The sequence below is a fragment of the Lysobacter sp. HA35 genome, assembly GCF_054061195.1.
In genome coordinates this window covers 73,726-92,270 of sequence record NZ_JBSSDY010000001.1, presented here as the reverse complement: position 1 = coordinate 92,270, position 18,545 = coordinate 73,726, and the positions used below count along the sequence as shown (strand labels likewise).

Sequence of the window (18,545 nt, the reverse complement as noted above, 5' to 3'; positions counted from 1 at the left end):
CCTTACTTCTGGTTCTGGCCCAGCAGCGTCATCGTGCGAGCGATCTCGCGACGGACGCGGCGGACGTTGTGGCTCTTGGCGAGCTGACCCGTGGCCTGCTGCATGCGGAGCGCGAAACGCTCCTTGTGCAGGTCGGTCAGATGGGTATTCAGCTCGTCGGCCGACTTCGTACGAAGTTCCTTGAGTTCCATTAGCGCACCGTCCGGGTAACGAAGGTGGTGGTCACGGAGAGCTTGGCCGAGGCAAGACGGAACGCTTCGCGCGCGACTTCCTCGCTGACGCCCTCGATCTCGTAAATCATGCGGCCGGGCTGGATCTGCGCGACCCAGTACTCGACGTTGCCCTTACCCGAGCCCATTCGGACTTCGATCGGCTTCTGGGTAATCGGCTTGTCGGGGAACACGCGGATCCACATCTTGCCGCCGCGCTTGACGTAGCGGCTGATCGCGCGGCGGGCCGCTTCGATCTGGCGTGCGGTGAGCTGGCCGTGGGCGGTTGCCTTCAGGCCGAACTCGCCGAAGCTGACGGCGTTCGCGCTCCAGCTCAGGCCGTCATTGCGGCCCTTGTGCATCTTGCGGAATTTGGTTCGCTTGGGTTGCAGCATGGCGATTACCTCTGCTCGCGGCCGCGACGATCATTGCGATCGCCACGATCACCGCGGTCCGAGCGCTCGCCGCGCGGCGACGAGTTCTCTTCCTGCTTTTCCTGGCCGACCTGGGCGAAGTCGAAGATCTCGCCCTTGTAGATCCAGGTCTTGATACCGATGATCCCGTACGTGGTCTTCGCTTCAGCGAAGCCGTAGTCGATATCGGCGCGGAGGGTGTGAAGCGGCACGCGGCCTTCGCGGTACCACTCCGAACGGGCGATTTCCGCACCGTTGAGGCGGCCTGCGACGTTGACCTTGATGCCCAGCGCACCGAGGCGCATCGCGTTGCCGACCGCACGCTTCATCGCGCGGCGGAACATGATGCGACGCTCGAGCTGCTGCGCGATCGACTCGGCGACGAGCTGCGCGTCGAGTTCCGGCTTGCGGACCTCCGACACGTTGATGTGCGCCGGAACGCCCATCACGTCGCTGACTTCCTTACGCAGCTTCTCGATGTCCTCGCCGCGCTTGCCGATCACCACGCCCGGACGGGCGGTGTGGATCGTGACGCGCGCGTTGTTGGCGGGACGCTCGATGAGGATCTTCGAGATACCGGCCTGTGCCAGCTTCTTGCGAAGAAGCTCGCGGACCTTGAGGTCAGCAGCCAGGTAACCGGCGTACTGCTTCTTGTTGGCGAACCACTTCGAGTTCCAGTCCTTGGCAATGCCCAGGCGGATACCGGTGGGATGAACTTTATGACCCATGAGTCTGCTCCGCCTTACTTGCCTGCGCCCACGACCACAGTGATGTGGCTGGTGCGCTTGAGGATGCGGGTGCCGCGGCCCTTGGCCCGCGCCATGAAGCGCTTCAGCGTCGGACCTTCGTCGACCATGATGGTCTTGACGCGCAGGTCGTCGGCATCCGCGCCGAGGTTGTTCTCGGCGTTCGAGGCAGCGGAGAACACGACCTTGTAGATCATGCCCGCGACCTTCTTGTCGGAGAACTTGAGCAGGCTCAGGGCGCGCTCGACCGGCAGGCCACGGACCTGGTCGGCGACGAGACGGGCCTTCTGGGGGGAGATGCGCGCGCTGCGCAGGATGGCTTTCGCTTCCATGGTCATCTCCTTACTTCGACTTCTTGTCGGCCACGTGACCCTTGAACGTCCGGGTCATGGCGAACTCGCCGAGCTTGTGTCCGACCATGTTCTCGTTGACGAGAACCGGGATGTGGTTCTTCCCGTTATGGACGGCGATCGTGAAGCCGATCATTTCCGGCAGCACAGTCGAACGACGCGACCAGGTCTTGATCGGCTTCTTGTTGTTGCCCGCGGTCTCCACCTTCTTGATCAGGTGGTGGTCGACGAACGGGCCCTTCTTCAGTGAACGTGGCATGGCCGATTAGCTCCTGCGATCGCGAACGATGAACTGCTGCGTCCGCTTGTTCTTGCGGGTCTTGTAACCCTTGGTCGGGACGCCCCACGGGGTGACCGGATGCGGATTACCCTGGCCCGCCTTGGCCTCACCACCGCCGTGCGGATGGTCGACCGGGTTCATGGCGGCGCCGCGAACGGTCGGGCGAACACCGCGCCAGCGCTTCGCACCGGCCTTGCCCAACTTCTCGAGGTTGTGCTCGTCGTTGCCGACTTCGCCGATGGTCGCGCAGCAGTCAGCGGGAACCTTGCGCATCTCGCCCGAACGCAGGCGGAGCGTGGCGTAACCCTGCTCGCGAGCGACCAGTTGGACGCCGGCGCCAGCGGCGCGGGCCAACTGCGCACCCTTGCCCGGCTTCATCTCGATGCAATGCACCGTGGAGCCGACCGGGATGTTGGTGAGCGGAAGCGTGTTGCCGACGCGGATCGGAGCATCACGGCCCGCGATCACCTGATCGCCGGTCGCCAGGCCCTTCGGCGCGATGATGTAGCGGCGCTCACCGTCGACGTAGCACAGCAGCGCGATGTGCGCGGTGCGGTTCGGGTCGTACTCGATGCGTTCGACGCGGGCGGGGATACCGACCTTGTCGCGCTTGAAGTCGATGATGCGGTAATGCTGCTTGTGGCCACCGCCGATGTGGCGGGTGGTGATGCGGCCGTGGTGGTTACGGCCACCACTCTTGCCCTGCTTCTCCACGAGGCCCTGGTACGGGTCGCCCTTGTGGAGGCCGGGAGTCACCACGCGGACCGCACTACGGCGGCCGGGCGAGGTGGGCTTGAAGGTCATCAATGCCATCTGTCTATCCTCAGGCCGTGGCCATCACGTCGATCGACTGGCCTTCGGCCAGCGTCACGTAGGCCTTGCGCCAGTCAGCGCGGTGGCCCATGCGGAACTTGAAGGCCTTGCCCTTGCCCTTCACGTTGACCACGTTCACCGCGCGGACGTTGACGCCGAAAATCTTTTCGACGGCTTCCTTGATCTCGAGCTTGTTGGCGTCGGTCGCAACCTCGAACACGTACTGGTTCGAGACTTCCTGCAGACGAGCCGTCTTTTCCGAGATGCGCGGGGCGCGGATGATGCTGTAGAGCTTGGCGTCGTTCATGCCAGCCACTCCTCGATCTTCTTGACCGCATCAGCGGTGAACACCACCGAGTCGGCGCCGACGAGCGTCACCGGGTCGAGACCCTGGACATCGCGGACTTCGACGTACGGCAGGTTGCGCGCCGACAGGTACAGGTTCTCCGTCGCGTCCTCGGTCACGAGGAGCGGGCGGCGGCCGGTGCCGAGATCCTTGAGCTTGGTGATCAGGTCCTTGGTGCGCGGCGCTTCCATTTCGAAAGCGTCGACGACCGAGATGCGGCCCTGACGATTGAGCTCGGAGAGGATCGACGCCATCGCGGCGCGATACATCTTGCGGTTGACCTTCTGCGCGAAGCTGCGCGGCTTCGCTGCGAACGTCACGCCGCCGCCGACGAAGATCGGAGCCGTCAGCGCGCCATGACGCGCACCGCCGCCCTTCTGCTTCTTCGACTTCTTGGTGGTGCCGTTGACTTCCGAACGCGTCTTCTGAGCCTTGGTGCCCGAGCGACCTGCGTTGCGGTAGGCGACGACGACCTGGTGGACCAGGTCTTCGCTGAAATCACGACCGAAGATCGCGTCGGAGACCGACAGCTTCTTGTCGCTGTTGTTGATGGCGAGTTCCATCGTGTTCTCCTTAGCCCTTGGTCGTCGGGCGGACGATGACGTCGCCACCCGGCGCACCCGGGATCGCACCCTTGACGGCGATCAGACCGCGCTCGGCGTCCACGCGGACGACCTCGAGGCCCTGGATCGTCTTCGTCTCGGCGCCCATGTGGCCGGACATCTTCTTGCCCGGGAACACGCGGCCCGGCGTCTGGCGCTGGCCGATCGAGCCCGGCGAACGATGCGAGAGCGAGTTACCGTGAGTGGCGTCACCCATGGTGAAGTTCCAGCGCTTGATCGTGCCCTGGAAGCCCTTGCCCTTGCTGACGCCCTGGACGTCGACCATCTGGCCCGGCTGGAAGATGTCGGCCTTGATCTCGCCGCCGATCTCGAAGCCATCGATCTGGTCGTTCTCGACACGCAGCTCCCACAGGCCGCGACCGCCTTCGACCTTCGCTTTCGCGAGGTGACCGGCTTCCGGCTTGGTGAGCAGCGACGCGCGACGCACGCCGACGGTGACCTGCACGGCGCTGTAGCCGTCGGTGTCCGTGGTCTTGATCTGGGTGATGCGGTTCGGGGTCGCTTCGATCAGCGTCACCGGAACCGACTTGCCGTCTTCGAGAAAGACGCGGCTCATGCCGGCCTTACGACCGACAATGCCCAACGAATACTTCTTCGCGGTCATGGTAGGAGGCCTCAGGTCAGCTTGATCTGGACATCAACGCCGGCCGCGAGTTCGAGCTTCATCAGCGCGTCCACGGTCTTGTCGTTGGGGTCGACGATGTCGAGCACGCGCTTGTGCGTGCGGGTTTCGTACTGGTCACGCGCATCCTTGTCGGCATGCGGCGAAGTAAGAATGGTGTAGCGCTCGAGCTTGGTCGGCAGCGGGATCGGGCCGCGCACTTGCGCGCCGGTCCGCTTCGCCGTCTCGACGATCTCGCTGGCCGAGCGATCGATCAGTCGATGATCGTACGCTTTCAGCCGGATTCGGATCTTCTGGTCCGCCATGACGGGATTTCCTTCGGTAAAGAGCGACGGGCGCGGCGGCTTCATGCGCCGGACCCCACGATGACCGCGTATCTCGTGCCTTTCGGCGTTTGACACGCGAAAAACAAAGCGAGCCGGTTTCCCGGCTCGCCAGACAAGAAAGTATAGGACGCGTGAAGCCCGTCGGCAAGCAGCGCTAGCTGCGGCCGGAGCGACACACGACGCTTCCCTGTCGGACGAATACGAGTGGCGTCCTGCCCCTCATTTCGCTGTCGGTCCCTTCAAGGTGACTCGAAGGGACCGTGATTCTAGCCTGTATGCGAAGACCGCGTAAAGAGGCGGCGTCCGAAAAAATGCAGTCTCAGGCGACGAGCGGCAATGCCGGGCGCGCTTGCGGACGTCGCCACCGCGACACCAGCTGTGGTGAACCGGAAATATCGGCTCGCCCTACCCCGTCAGCACCCTGGGGATTCGCCGCCCCTCATAAAAAGGGGCGCCGAAGCGCCCCTTTTTACCCGCCGGCGTTATCCGGCCAAAAGGCCGGATCAACGGCGGCAGTTATCCGAACGCACGTTCGGATAACACCAACTTACTTAACGATCTTCGCCACCACGCCGGCGCCGACGGTGCGGCCGCCTTCGCGGATCGCGAAGCGCAGGCCTTCGTCCATCGCGACCGGGTTGATCAGCTCAACCACCATCTTGATGTTGTCGCCCGGCATGACCATTTCCACGCCTTCCGGCAGCGTCACCGCACCGGTGATGTCGGTCGTGCGGAAGTAGAACTGCGGACGGTAGCCCTTGAAGAACGGGGTGTGACGGCCGCCCTCGTCCTTCGACAGCACGTACACCTCGGCTTCGAACGTGGTGTGCGGGGCGATCGAGCCCGGCTTGCACAGCACCTGGCCGCGCTCGACGTCGTCACGCTTGGTGCCGCGCAGCAGCAGACCGGCGTTATCGCCCGCCTGACCCTGGTCGAGCAGCTTGCGGAACATCTCGACGCCGGTGACCGTGGTCTTCTGCGTCGGGCGGATACCGACGATTTCGATTTCGTCGCCCACCTTGATGATGCCGCGCTCGATACGGCCGGTGACCACCGTGCCGCGACCGGAGATCGAGAACACGTCCTCGACCGGCATCAGGAACGGCTTGTCGATCGCGCGCTCGGGCTCCGGGATGAACGTGTCCAGCGCGTCCACCAGCTTCAGGATCGACGGCACGCCGATGTCCGACTGGTCGCCTTCCAGCGCCAGGCGGGCCGAGCCGTGGATGATCGGGGTGTCATCGCCCGGGAACTCGTACTTCGAGAGGAGCTCACGCACTTCCATCTCGACCAGCTCGAGCAGCTCGGCGTCGTCCACCATGTCGGCCTTGTTCAGGAACACGACGATGTACGGCACGCCGACCTGACGCGACAGCAGGATGTGCTCGCGCGTCTGCGGCATCGGGCCGTCCGCGGCCGAACACACCAGGATCGCGCCGTCCATCTGCGCTGCACCCGTGATCATGTTCTTGACGTAGTCGGCGTGACCCGGGCAGTCGACGTGCGCGTAGTGACGATTCGCGCTTTCGTATTCCACGTGCGCCGTCGAGATCGTGATGCCGCGCGCCTTCTCTTCCGGCGCCGCGTCGATCTGGTCGTAGCCCTTGAACTCGCCACCAAACCGCTCCGCGCCCACCTTCGTCAGCGCAGCCGTCAGCGTGGTCTTGCCATGATCGACGTGGCCGATCGTGCCCACGTTCACGTGGGGCTTGGTGCGCTCGAACTTACCCTTGGCCATTGCAAATACCTCAGTTTTTCAGTTGATCAGTTGCCCCGGGCTCGCGCCCAGGGCGATTGGTTTTCGTCAGTTCTTCTTGATCACGGCTTCGGCGATGTTGGTCGGCGCTTCGGCGTAGTGATCGAATTCCATCGTGAAGGTCGCGCGGCCCTGCGACATCGAACGCAGCGTGGTCGCGTAGCCGAACATCTCGCCCAGCGGGATCATCGCGTTGATGATCTTGCCCGACGGGCTGTCGTCCTGGCCCTGCAGGATGCCGCGACGACGGCTCACGTCGCCCATCACGTCACCGAGGTAATCCTCGGGCGACACGATCTCGACCTTCATCATCGGCTCGAGCAGTGCCGGGCTCGCCTTGTGGAAGCCGTCCTTGAACGCCATGGAGCCGGCGATCTTGAACGCCATTTCGGACGAGTCGACCTCGTGGTACGAGCCGTCGACGAGCTTGACCTTGACGTCGACGATCGGGTAGCCGGCAAGCACGCCGTTGGCGACGGCTTCCTTGATGCCCTTGTCGACGGCCGGGATGTATTCCTTCGGAATCACACCGCCGACGATCGCGTTCTCGAACTCGTAGCCCTTGCCCTGCTCGTTCGGCGACAGCTCGATCCACACGTGGCCGAACTGACCCTTACCACCGGTCTGGCGCGCGTACTTGCCTTCGACCTTGACCGACTTGCGGATGGTTTCGCGGTACGCGACCTGCGGCTTGCCGACGTTGGCTTCGACGTTGAACTCGCGCTTCATGCGGTCGACGAGGATGTCCAGGTGCAGCTCGCCCATGCCGGCGATGATGGTCTGGCCCGATTCCTCATCGGTACGCACGCGGAACGACGGATCTTCCTGCGCCAGACGGCCCAGGGCGATGCCCATCTTTTCCTGGTCCGACTTGGTCTTCGGTTCGACCGCCATCGAGATGACGGGCTCCGGGAAGGTCATGCGCTCGAGCGTGATGATCGCGTCCTGCGCGCACAGCGTGTCGCCGGTCGTGACGTCCTTCAGGCCGACCGCGGCGGCGATGTCGCCTGCACGGACTTCCTTGATTTCGTCGCGGTTGTTGGCGTGCATCTGCAGGATGCGGCCCACGCGCTCCTTCTTCGACTTGACCGGGTTATAGACCTGGTCACCCGAATTCAGGACGCCCGAGTACACGCGGAAGAACGTGAGCGAACCCACGAACGGGTCCGTCATGATCTTGAACGCGAGCGCCGAGAACGGCTCGGTATCGGACGCCTTTCGGCTGTCTTCCTTCTCGTCGTCGTCGATGCCCTGCACCGGCGGGCGATCGGCCGGCGACGGCAGCAGGTTGATGACGCCGTCGAGCATGGCCTGCACGCCCTTGTTCTTGAACGCGCTGCCGCAGAACACGGGCACGATCTCGACGCGCAGCGTGCGCTCGCGCAGGCCGGACACGATCTCGGCCTCCGTCAGCTCATCGCCGCCGAGGTACTTGTCCATCAGCTCTTCGGACGCTTCGGCCGCGGCTTCGATCATGAAGCTGCGCGCTTCGTCGGCCTTGGCCTGAAGCTCCGCCGGGATCTCGCGATACTCGAACTTCGTGCCCTGCGACGCGACGTCCCAATGGATCGCCTTCATCTTGAGCAGGTCGACGACGCCTTCGAAGCCGTCCTCGGCGCCGATCGGCACCTGCATCGGAACGGCGTACGCGCCAAGGCGCGCCTTCAGCTGTTCGACGACCTTGTCGAAGTTCGCGCCGGTGCGATCCATCTTGTTGACGAACGCCATGCGCGGCACGGAGTACTTGTTGGCCTGGCGCCACACCGTCTCCGACTGCGGCTGCACGCCGCCGACGGCGCACAGCACGAACACCGCGCCGTCGAGCACGCGCAGCGAACGCTCGACTTCGATGGTGAAGTCGACGTGGCCGGGCGTATCGATGATGTTGAAGCGGTGCTCAGGCAGGGACTTGTCCATGCCCTTCCAAAACGCGGTCGTAGCGGCCGACGTAATGGTGATGCCGCGCTCCTGCTCCTGCTCCATCCAGTCCATCGTCGCGGCACCTTCGTGCACTTCGCCGATCTTGTGGCTGACGCCGGTGTAGAAAAGGATGCGTTCGGACGTCGTGGTCTTGCCGGCGTCGATGTGCGCCATGATGCCGAAGTTGCGGTAACGCTCGATGGGAGTGGTGCGAGCCACGGGACCCTCTCGTAAATTTTGGGATTCTCAAACGGCCGGACGCCGCCCTGAAGGCGGCCTCCGGTGGAAGGGCGACGCGAACGTCGCCCTGTAGCGCTCGAAGCGCTAGATCACCAGCGGTAGTGCGCGAAGGCCTTGTTGGCCTCGGCCATACGGTGCGTTTCTTCGCGCTTCTTGATCGCGCCACCGCGGTTTTCGCTGGCGTCGAGCAGCTCGGCCGCGAGCTTGCGCGGCATCGAGTTCTCGCCGCGCTTGCGGGCGGAGTCGATCAACCAACGCATGGCGAGAGCCGAACGGCGCGAGGTGCGCACTTCGACCGGCACCTGGTACGTCGCACCGCCGACGCGGCGGGACTTGACCTCGACCGCCGGAGCGACGTTGGTCAGAGCCTTTTCGACGAGTTCGAGAGCGTTGGGGCTCTTCTGGCCGATGACATCCATCGCGCCGTACACGATCTTCTCGGCGACGGACTTCTTGCCGCTCTGCATGACCATGTTGATGAAACGGGCGATCGTCTCGCTGCCGTGCTTGGGATCGGGCAGAACCGAGCGCTGCGGGGTAGAACCTTTACGCGACATTGGCGTGTACCTCTCGTATCAGTCGGCGGCGCGGTGCGCCGTCCGGAATCAGGACTTCGGACGCTTCGCGCCGTACTTGGAGCGGCTCTGGCGACGCTTGGCGACGCCGGCGGCGTCGAGCGAACCGCGAACCGTGTGGTAGCGAACGCCCGGGAGATCCTTGACGCGACCGCCGCGGATCAGCACCACCGAGTGCTCCTGCAGGTTGTGGCCTTCGCCGCCGATGTACGAGATGACCTCGTAGCCGTTGGTGAGGCGCACCTTGGCGACCTTGCGGAGGGCCGAGTTCGGCTTCTTCGGGGTCGTGGTGTACACGCGGGTGCACACGCCACGACGCTGCGGGCAGTTCTGCAGGGCCGGGGACGTGCTCTTGTAGGTTTCAGGGTTGCGCGGCTTGCGCACCAACTGATTGATGGTCGCCATCTGGAGCTCTTCGTTTGGGCGCGGGGCCCGTGGAAAACGGAAGGCCAGCCCCGAGGGACCAGCCAAGACGAAAAAGCCTAGCCCGCGTCCGGCTAAACCGGTCGCGGGCTCGACTTGTGCGACGCGCGACCGCCATAAGGCGCGCGCATCGCGAGATCCCACCCTGCCTTGGGTCCAATACGAGGCACGTCCTGTGACCTCATTTGGTGATCTGGGGCTTGCCCGAAGGCCGCCCGGGTAATGCTTAGCCGGGGAAGTATAGCAGGGCCCGCCTGCCCGAAGGCAAGCGGGCCCGGTGCATCACTCTTCCTCGCCGCCCTCGGCCGCTTCGGCAGCGGCCGGAGCTTCCTCGACCGTCGCCGGCGCGGAGAGCGTCTCGAGTTCCTGATCGGTCAGGCCCGAGGCGTTCTTGCGGCGCTGGCTGTGGTACGCCAGACCGGTACCGGCCGGGATCAGGCGACCGACGATCACGTTCTCCTTGAGGCCGCGCAGCGTGTCGCGGGTGCCGCGGACGGCCGCCTCGGTGAGCACGCGGGTGGTCTCCTGGAACGAGGCCGCAGAGATGAACGACTCGGTCGCCAGCGAGGCCTTGGTGATGCCGAGCAGCACGGGCTCGTACTTCGTCAGGATCTCGTTGCGCTTGCCGAGGCGCTGGTTCTCTTCGATGACGCGCTGACGCTCGACCTGCTCGCCCGCCAAGAACTTGCTGTCGCCGGCGTCCGCGATCTCGACCTTGCGCAGCATCTGGCGAACGATCACCTCGATGTGCTTGTCGTTGATCTTGACGCCCTGCAGGCGATAGACGTCCTGGATTTCCTTGGTGAGGTACACGGCCAGAGGCTCGACGCCGAGCAGGCGCAGGATGTCCTGCGGGTTCGGCTCGCCGTCCACGACCGTCTCGCCCTTCTCGACGTGTTCGCCTTCGAACACGATGATCTGGCGGTACTTCGGGATCAGCTCTTCGTGCTCTTCGCCGTCGATCGGCTTGATGATCAGGCGCTGCTTGCCCTTGGTGTCCTTGCCGAAGCTGACGATGCCGGAGATCTCGGCGAGGATCGCCGGATCCTTCGGCTTGCGTGCTTCGAACAGGTCGGCAACGCGCGGCAGACCACCGGTGATGTCGCGGGTCTTCGACGCTTCCTGCGGGATCTTGGCGACCACGTCGCCCACGCCGACCGGCGCGCCGTCCTGCAGGTTGACGATCGAGCGCGGCGGCAGCATGTACTGCGCCGGCAAGTCCGTACCCGGGATCTGCAGGTCCTTGCCGTTCGCGTCGACGATGCGCACCAGCGGACGCAGATCCTTCGCCTGCGTACCACGACGCTTCGGATCGGTGATTTCGCTCGAGGCGAGGCCGGTCAGTTCGTCGGTCTTCTGGATGACGGTGACGCCGTCGATGAAGTCGATGAAGCGCATGAAGCCCTTCACTTCCGACACGATCGGGTGGTTATGCGGATCCCAGTTGGCGACCTGCTGGCCAGCCTTGACGTCCGCGCCGTCGCGCACCGTGATCGTCGCACCGTACGGCAGCTTGTAACGCTCGCGCTCACGACCGTGCGCATCGAGGATCGACAGTTCGCCCGAGCGCGAGACCGCGACCAGGTGACCGTTCGCGTGGTCGACGTGCTTGAGGTTGTTGAACTTGACCGAACCCGTCGTCTTGACCGTGATGTTGTCGATCGCCGCCGCACGCGATGCCGCACCACCGATGTGGAACGTACGCATGGTGAGCTGCGTGCCCGGCTCGCCGATCGACTGCGCCGCGACGACACCGACCGCCTCGCCGTGATTGACGAGGTGACCACGACCGAGGTCACGGCCGTAGCAGAACGCGCAGACGCCGAACGGCGTTTCGCACGTGATGGTCGAACGCACCTTGATCGACTGCACGCTGGCTTCTTCGAGCTTGGCGACCCAGGCTTCGTCGAGCAGCGTGTTGCGGGTGACGATCGGATCGTCGTCGTTGCCCGGCAGAAACACGTCCTCGGCAACCACGCGACCCAGCACGCGCTCCTTCAGCGGTTCGACCACGTCACCGCCTTCGACGATCGGGGTCATCATCAGACCTTCGAGCGTGCCGCAGTCGGTTTCGGTGATCACCACGTCCTGCGCGACGTCGACGAGTCGACGCGTCAGGTAACCGGAGTTCGCCGTCTTCAGCGCGGTATCCGCGAGGCCCTTACGGGCACCGTGGGTCGAGATGAAGTACTGGAGAACGTTCAGGCCTTCGCGGAAGTTCGCGGTGATGGGCGTCTCGATGATCGAGCCGTCCGGCTTGGCCATCAGGCCGCGCATACCGGCGAGCTGACGGATCTGCGCCTGCGAACCACGCGCACCCGAGTCGGCCATGATGTAGATCGAGTTCATCGACTTCTGGGCGACCTGCTTGCCGTCGGTCCCTTCGACCATCTCGGTGCCGATCGCGTCCATCATCGCCTTGGCCACGCGCTCGTTCGTGCGCGACCAGATGTCGACGACCTTGTTGTAGCGCTCGCCGGCGGTGACCAGGCCCGACTGGTACTGCTCCTGGATTTCCAGCACCTCGGCTTCGGCCTCGGCGAGGATCGCCTTCTTCTCGTCCGGGATGGTCATGTCGTCGATGCCGATCGACACGCCGGCGCGCGTTGCGTACGCGAAGCCGGTGTACATCAGCTGGTCGGCGAAGATCACCGTGTCCTTGAGGCCCAGCTGGCGGTAGCAGCTGTTGATCAGGCGCGAGATGTTCTTCTTGGTCAGCTCGGTGTTGGCCAGCTCGAACGGCAGGCCTTCCGGCAGGATTTCCTGCAGAAGCGCACGGCCGACCGTCGTGTCGACGATCGACGTCTGCTTCGAACGCGTGCCGTCTTCCGCGATCACGGTCTGCGTGATGCGGACCTTGACCTTGGCGTGCAGCTCGACGACGCGGTTGTCGTACGCGCGCTTGACCTCGGCGACGTTCGCGAAGGCCATGCCCTCGCCCTTCTTGTTCACCAGCGCACGGCTCATGTAGTACAGGCCGAGCACGACGTCCTGCGACGGCACGATGATCGGCTCACCGTTCGCCGGCGACAGGATGTTGTTCGACGACATCATCAGCGCGCGCGCTTCCAGCTGGGCTTCCAGCGAGAGCGGCACGTGGACGGCCATCTGGTCACCGTCGAAATCGGCGTTGAATGCCGTACACACGAGCGGATGCAGCTGGATCGCCTTGCCTTCGATGAGGACCGGCTCGAACGCCTGGATGCCGAGGCGGTGCAGCGTCGGTGCGCGGTTGAGCAGCACCGGATGCTCGCGGATCACCTCTTCGAGGATGTCCCACACCTGTGCTTCTTCGCGCTCGACGAGCTTCTTCGCGGCCTTGATCGTCGTGGCGAGGCCACGGCGCTGCAGCTTGGCGAAGATGAAGGGCTTGAACAGCTCGAGCGCCATCTTCTTCGGCAGGCCGCACTCGTGCAGGCGCAGCGTCGGGCCGACCACGATGACCGAACGGCCGGAGTAGTCGACGCGCTTGCCGAGCAGGTTCTGGCGGAAGCGACCCTGCTTGCCCTTGATCATGTCGGCGAGCGACTTGAGCGGGCGCTTGTTCGTACCGGTGATGGCGCGGCCGCGACGGCCGTTGTCCATCAGCGCATCGACCGACTCCTGCAGCATGCGCTTCTCGTTGCGCACGATGATGTCGGGCGCATTGAGTTCGAGCAGGCGACGCAGGCGGTTGTTGCGGTTGATGACGCGGCGGTACAGATCGTTGAGATCCGACGTCGCGAAGCGGCCACCGTCCAGCGGGACGAGCGGACGCAGATCCGGCGGCAGCACCGGAAGGACGGTCATGACCATCCACTCCGGGCGGTTGCCCGATTCGATGAAGGCTTCGATCAGCTTGATGCGCTTGGTGAGGCGCTTGAGCTTGGTCTCCGAACCCGTCGACGCGATGTCCTCGCGCAGCTGCACCATCTCGGTCTGCAGGTCGATCGTGCGCAGCAGTTCGTAGACGGCTTCGGCGCCCATCGCGGCTTCGAAGTCGTCGCCGTGCTCCTGGCGCGCCTGCAGGAACTGCTCTTCATTGAGCAGCTGGCCACGCTCCATCGGCGTCAGGCCCGGCTCCGTCACCACGAAGGCTTCGAAGTACAGGATGCGCTCGATGTCACGCAGGGTCATGTCGAGCATCAGGCCGATGCGCGACGGAAGCGACTTCAGGAACCAGATGTGCGCAACAGGCGACGCGAGGTCGATGTGGCCCATGCGCTCGCGGCGCACCTTGGCGAGCGTCACTTCCGTGCCGCACTTCTCGCACACGACGCCGCGGTGCTTCATGCGCTTGTACTTGCCGCACAGGCACTCGTAGTCCTTGATCGGTCCGAAGATCGCCGAGCAGAACAGGCCGTCGCGTTCGGGCTTGAACGTGCGGTAGTTGATCGTCTCCGGCTTCTTGACCTCGCCGTAGGACCACGAGCGGATCAGGTCCGGCGATGCCAGGCCGATCTTGATCGCGTCGAAGTCGATCGTCGTGCGCTGCTGGTTGAACAGATTGAGCAGGTCTTTCATTTCAGTCTCCTGGGGAGCGAAGTGCATCGAGAACGTCGTTGAATCCCGGCCGTTCGGCGCGCGTTACCGCGCGCCGCGAAAGCCGGCGTCCCGTTCTCAGATCTCTTCGAGCTCCATGTTGATCGCCAGCGAGCGGATTTCCTTCACGAGGACGTTGAAGGACTCCGGCATGCCCGCGACCATCTCGTAGTCGCCATCGACGATGTTCTTGTACATCTGGTTGCGGCCCTGCACGTCGTCGGACTTCACCGTCAGCATTTCCTGCAGGGTGTAGGCCGCGCCGTAGGCTTCCAGCGCCCAGACTTCCATTTCGCCGAAACGCTGACCGCCGAACTGCGCCTTGCCGCCCAGCGGCTGCTGGGTAACGAGCGAGTACGGACCGGTCGAACGCGCGTGCATCTTGTCGTCGACCAGGTGGTTGAGCTTCAGCATGTGCATGTAGCCGATCGTGACCGGGCGCTCGAACGCTTCGCCGGTACGACCGTCATGCAGGATCGTCTGACCACTCGACGGAAGCTCCGCGAGTTCCAGCATGCGCTTGATCTCGAACTCCGCCGCGCCATCGAACACCGGGGTCGCCATCGGCACGCCGTCGGTGAGGTTCTTCGCGAGGCGCAGCAGCTCCTCGTCGGAGAACTGCGTCAGGTCGACGCGCTCACCCACCACCGCGGTGTCGTGGTTGTAGATGTCGCCGAGGAACTTGCGAAGCTCGGTGACCGCGTTCTGCGCCTGCAGCATGCGGTCGATCTTCTTGCCAAGGCCCTTCGCCGCCCAACCGAGGTGGACTTCGAGGATCTGGCCGATGTTCATTCGCGACGGAACGCCCAGCGGGTTCAGCACGATGTCGACGGTTTCGCCGTTGGCGCTGTAGGGCATGTCTTCGACCGGAACGATCGTCGACACGACACCCTTGTTGCCGTGGCGGCCTGCCATCTTGTCGCCCGGCTGGATGCGGCGCTTAACGGCGAGGAACACCTTGACCATCTTGAGCACGCCCGGAGCGAGATCGTCGCCCTGCGTGATCTTGCCGCGCTTGTCCGCGAAGCGACGTTCGAATTCCTTCTGGTATTCGTCGATCTGCTTCTGCGCGCGCTCGATGGCCTCGACCGCGTCTTCGTCCTTCATGCGCAGCGTGAACCAGTCCTTCTTGGACAGGCTGTCGAGCACCAGCGAGGTGACCGTGTCGCCCTTCTTCAGGCTGCCGCCACCGTTCGCCACCTTGCCCAGCAGCTGGCCGCGCAGGCGGTCGTAGATCGCCGCTTCGAGGATGCGGAACTGGTCGTCGAAGTCCTTCTTGACGCGACGGATTTCGCTTTCCTCGATCTGACGCGCGCGCTTGTCCTTCTCGATGCCGTCGCGGGTGAAGACCTGCACGTCGATGACGACGCCGTCCATGCCCGGCGGAACGCGCAGCGAGCTGTCCTTAACGTCGGACGCCTTCTCGCCGAAGATCGCGCGGAGCAGCTTCTCTTCCGGCGTCAGCTGGCTTTCGCCCTTCGGCGTGACCTTGCCGACGAGGATGTCGCCCGCACGCACTTCCGCACCGATGTAGACCACGCCCGACTCGTCGAGACGGCCGAGCGCCTGCTCGGACACGTTCGGGATGTCGGCGGTGATTTCCTCCGGCCCGAGCTTGGTGTCGCGCGCCTGGACGGTGAGTTCTTCGATGTGGATCGTCGTGTAGCGATCTTCCTCGACGACGCGCTCGCTGAGCAGGATCGAGTCTTCGAAGTTGTAGCCATTCCACGGCATGAACGCGACCAGCATGTTCTGGCCGAGCGCTAGCTCGCCGATGTCCGTGGACGGACCGTCGGCCAGCACGTCGCCACGCTCGATGCGATCACCGACCTTCACCAGCGGGCGCTGGTTGATGCAGGTGTTCTGGTTCGAACGCGTGTACTTGACGAGGTTGTAGATGTCGACGCCGGCGTCGAGGCCTTCGTTGACTTCACCCTCGCTGACCTTGACCACGATGCGCGCGGCATCGATCGCTTCGATCACGCCACCGCGGCGCGCGTTGACGGTCACGCCCGAGTCGCGCGCAACCGCACGCTCGATGCCCGTACCAACGAGCGGCTTCTGCGCGCGAAGCGTCGGAACCGCCTGGCGCTGCATGTTGGCGCCCATGAGTGCGCGGTTCGCGTCATCGTGCTCGAGGAACGGCACGAGTGCGGCCGCGACCGACACGGTCTGCATCGGCGAAACGTCCATGAAGTGGACTTCGCTCGGGGCCTTCAGCAGCGACTCGCCCTGGTAGCGGCAGGCCACGAACTGGGCGGTCATCATGCCCTTGTCGTCCTGCGGCGCATTCGCCTGGGCGATGACGTACTCGTTCTCTTCGATCGCCGACAGGAACTCGACGTCGTCGGTGACCTTGCCGTCCACGACCTTGCGGTACGGCGTCTCGAGGAAGCCGTACTGGTTGGTGCGCGCGAACACGGCGAGCGAGTTGATCAGGCCGATGTTCGGGCCTTCCGGCGTCTCGATGGTGCAGACGCGGCCGTAATGCGTCGGGTGCACGTCGCGCACTTCGAAGCCGGCGCGCTCACGGGTCAGGCCACCCGGGCCGAGGGCCGACACGCGACGCTTGTGCGTGACTTCCGACAGCGGGTTGTTCTGGTCCATGAACTGCGACAGCTGCGAGGAGCCGAAGAACTCCTTGATCGCGGCGGCGACGGGCTTGGCGTTGATGAGCTCCTGCGGCGTGAGGCCTTCGGACTCCGCCATCGACAGGCGCTCCTTGACCGCACGCTCGACGCGGACGAGGCCGACGCGGAAGGTGTTCTCGGCCATTTCGCCGACCGAACGCACGCGACGGTTGCCGAGGTGGTCGATGTCATCGACGATGCCGCGGCCGTTGCGGATCTCGGTGAGCACCCGAATGACGTCGAGGATGTCCGACGTCTGGCCGAACAGGCCACGCAGACGGCCGGACTCTTCGTCCTTGCGGTCCTGGAAGTACTTCGCGTCGTACAGCACGGACGCGCCCTCGGTGTCCTTGCGGCCGAGGCGACGGTTGAACTTCATGCGGCCGACGCCCGACAGGTCGTAGCGCTCGAACGTGAAGAACAGATTGTGGAACAGGTTCTGCGCGGCGTCCTTGGTCGGCGGCTCGCCGGGACGCATCATGCGGTAGATCTCGACCAGCGCTTCGAGCTGCGTCTTCGACGGATCGATACGCAGCGTGTTCGAGATGTACGGACCGCGATCGAGGTCGTTGACCCACAGCGTGCCGACCTGCGCGATGCCCGCCTTGCGGAAGGCTTCGAGGTGACCGTCGTTGAGCTCTTCGTTCGCGTTGGCGATCAGCTCGCCGGTCTTCGCGTCGACGACGTCATGCGACAGGATGCGACCGACGAGGTAGCTGTCCGGCACGGCGAGCGCGGAGATACCGGCCTGCTCGAGCTGGCGCACGTGACGTGCGGTAACACGACGACCGGCTTCGACGATGACCTTGTCGCCATCGGAGAGATCGAAGTCCAGCGTTTCACCACGCAGGCGCTCCGGCACGAGCTCCAGCTGCACACCCTCGGGGAGGATGTGGAACGTGTTGATGTCAAAGAACGACTTCAACATCTCTTCGTTGTTGTAGCCGAGCGCGCGCAGCAGGATCGTCACCGGCAGCTTGCGGCGACGGTCGATACGGCAGAACACCGCGTCCTTCGGGTCGAACTCGAAGTCCAGCCAGGAGCCGCGGTAAGGAATGATTCGCGCGGAGTACAGCAGCTTGCCCGAGCTGTGCGTCTTGCCACGGTCGTGGTCGAAGAACACGCCCGGCGAACGGTGCAGCTGCGAGACGATGACGCGCTCGGTGCCGTTGACGATGAAGGTGCCGTTCTCGGTCATGAGCGGGATTTCGCCCATGTAGACCTCCTGCTCCTTCACGTACTTGATCGCCTTCGTCGACGACTCGCGGTCGTAGATCACCAGGCGAACGGTCACGCGCAGCGGGGCGCCGTAGCTCATGCCGCGCTGGCGGCACTCGCGCTCGTCGAACGCCGGCTCGCCGAGCTTGTAGCCGACGTACTCGAGCGCAGCGTTGCCGCTGTAGCTCACGATCGGGAACACGGACTTCAGGGCGGCATGCAGGCCCTTGTCGTCACGCTTGGTGGGATCGGTGTCTTCCTGCAGGAACTCGCGGTACGAGTCGACCTGGATGGCCAGCAGGAACGGCACTTCGAGGATCGCGCGGCGCTTGCCGAAATCCTTGCGGATGCGCTTTTTCTCGGTGAACGAGTACGTCGTCATGGGGAACTACCGCCTCTCTTGGAGCGGGGATCGGGGATCGGGGATCCGTCGCGTTGTGATGGTTCGGACACTCGATCCGTCAACCCCGTAAGGGGATGAACTGTCAGTTGGAAGCCGCAGGTATTGCCGGCACCTGCACGCCTTCTGAAGCT

16 protein-coding genes are annotated in these 18,545 nt (G+C 64.4%); all 16 read right to left on the bottom strand.

Features of this window, described 5'->3' with window-relative positions:
* Window positions 1-2 precede the first annotated feature (2 nt).
* Entirely contained in the window at window positions 3-191 is a 189-nt protein-coding gene (gene rpmC, locus ACVWZN_RS00485; RefSeq protein ID WP_456952175.1) for a 50S ribosomal protein L29, read from the bottom strand.
* Window positions 191-604, bottom strand: coding sequence for a 50S ribosomal protein L16 (rplP, locus tag ACVWZN_RS00480; RefSeq protein ID WP_027082414.1), 414 nt, complete (start codon window positions 602-604; stop codon window positions 191-193). The genes rpmC and rplP overlap by 1 nt, the downstream gene beginning before the upstream one ends.
* 5 nt (window positions 605-609) lie before the next feature.
* On the bottom strand, window positions 610-1,350 hold the full coding sequence (rpsC, locus tag ACVWZN_RS00475; protein ID WP_456952174.1) for a 30S ribosomal protein S3: 741 nt from the start codon (window positions 1,348-1,350) through the stop codon (window positions 610-612).
* 14 nt (window positions 1,351-1,364) lie between these two features.
* Window positions 1,365-1,700, bottom strand: coding sequence for a 50S ribosomal protein L22 (gene rplV, locus ACVWZN_RS00470; protein WP_027082412.1), 336 nt, complete (start codon window positions 1,698-1,700; stop codon window positions 1,365-1,367).
* 10 nt (window positions 1,701-1,710) lie between these two features.
* Window positions 1,711-1,977 (bottom strand): 30S ribosomal protein S19, encoded by a 267-nt coding sequence (gene rpsS / locus ACVWZN_RS00465; RefSeq protein ID WP_027082411.1) that lies wholly within the window; start codon window positions 1,975-1,977, stop codon window positions 1,711-1,713.
* 6 nt (window positions 1,978-1,983) lie between these two features.
* On the bottom strand, window positions 1,984-2,811 hold the full coding sequence (rplB, locus tag ACVWZN_RS00460; RefSeq protein WP_027082410.1) for a 50S ribosomal protein L2: 828 nt from the start codon (window positions 2,809-2,811) through the stop codon (window positions 1,984-1,986).
* Between the two features lie 10 nt (window positions 2,812-2,821).
* Window positions 2,822-3,118 carry a 50S ribosomal protein L23 gene (gene rplW, locus ACVWZN_RS00455; RefSeq protein ID WP_027082409.1) on the bottom strand — a complete coding sequence of 99 codons (297 nt, stop codon included), beginning with the start codon at window positions 3,116-3,118 and terminating at the stop codon, window positions 2,822-2,824.
* Complete coding sequence (rplD, locus tag ACVWZN_RS00450; RefSeq protein ID WP_456952173.1) at window positions 3,115-3,720, bottom strand: 50S ribosomal protein L4; 606 nt, start codon at window positions 3,718-3,720, stop codon at window positions 3,115-3,117. Before rplD ends, rplW begins: the two co-directional genes overlap by 4 nt.
* 10 nt (window positions 3,721-3,730) lie before the next feature.
* On the bottom strand, window positions 3,731-4,384 hold the full coding sequence (gene rplC / locus ACVWZN_RS00445) for a 50S ribosomal protein L3 (RefSeq protein WP_027082407.1): 654 nt from the start codon (window positions 4,382-4,384) through the stop codon (window positions 3,731-3,733).
* Window positions 4,385-4,395: 11 nt separating this feature from the next.
* Window positions 4,396-4,707 (bottom strand): 30S ribosomal protein S10, encoded by a 312-nt coding sequence (gene rpsJ / locus ACVWZN_RS00440; RefSeq protein ID WP_027082406.1) that lies wholly within the window; start codon window positions 4,705-4,707, stop codon window positions 4,396-4,398.
* Window positions 4,708-5,275: 568 nt separating this feature from the next.
* Window positions 5,276-6,466, bottom strand: coding sequence for an elongation factor Tu (tuf, locus tag ACVWZN_RS00435; protein WP_456952168.1), 1,191 nt, complete (start codon window positions 6,464-6,466; stop codon window positions 5,276-5,278).
* 66 nt (window positions 6,467-6,532) lie between these two features.
* A complete protein-coding gene (gene fusA, locus ACVWZN_RS00430; protein WP_027082348.1) occupies window positions 6,533-8,623 on the bottom strand; it encodes an elongation factor G in 2,091 nt (696 codons plus the stop codon).
* 110 nt (window positions 8,624-8,733) lie between these two features.
* Entirely contained in the window at window positions 8,734-9,201 is a 468-nt protein-coding gene (rpsG, locus tag ACVWZN_RS00425) for a 30S ribosomal protein S7 (RefSeq protein WP_027082347.1), read from the bottom strand.
* 48 nt (window positions 9,202-9,249) lie between these two features.
* On the bottom strand, window positions 9,250-9,624 hold the full coding sequence (gene rpsL, locus ACVWZN_RS00420; RefSeq protein ID WP_027082346.1) for a 30S ribosomal protein S12: 375 nt from the start codon (window positions 9,622-9,624) through the stop codon (window positions 9,250-9,252).
* A 300-nt stretch (window positions 9,625-9,924) separates the two neighbouring features.
* Window positions 9,925-14,145: a DNA-directed RNA polymerase subunit beta' gene (rpoC, locus tag ACVWZN_RS00415; protein ID WP_456952172.1), complete on the bottom strand. Its 4,221-nt coding sequence runs from the start codon at window positions 14,143-14,145 to the stop codon at window positions 9,925-9,927.
* A 96-nt stretch (window positions 14,146-14,241) separates the two neighbouring features.
* Entirely contained in the window at window positions 14,242-18,393 is a 4,152-nt protein-coding gene (gene rpoB / locus ACVWZN_RS00410; protein WP_456952171.1) for a DNA-directed RNA polymerase subunit beta, read from the bottom strand.
* Window positions 18,394-18,545: the final 152 nt, after the last annotated feature.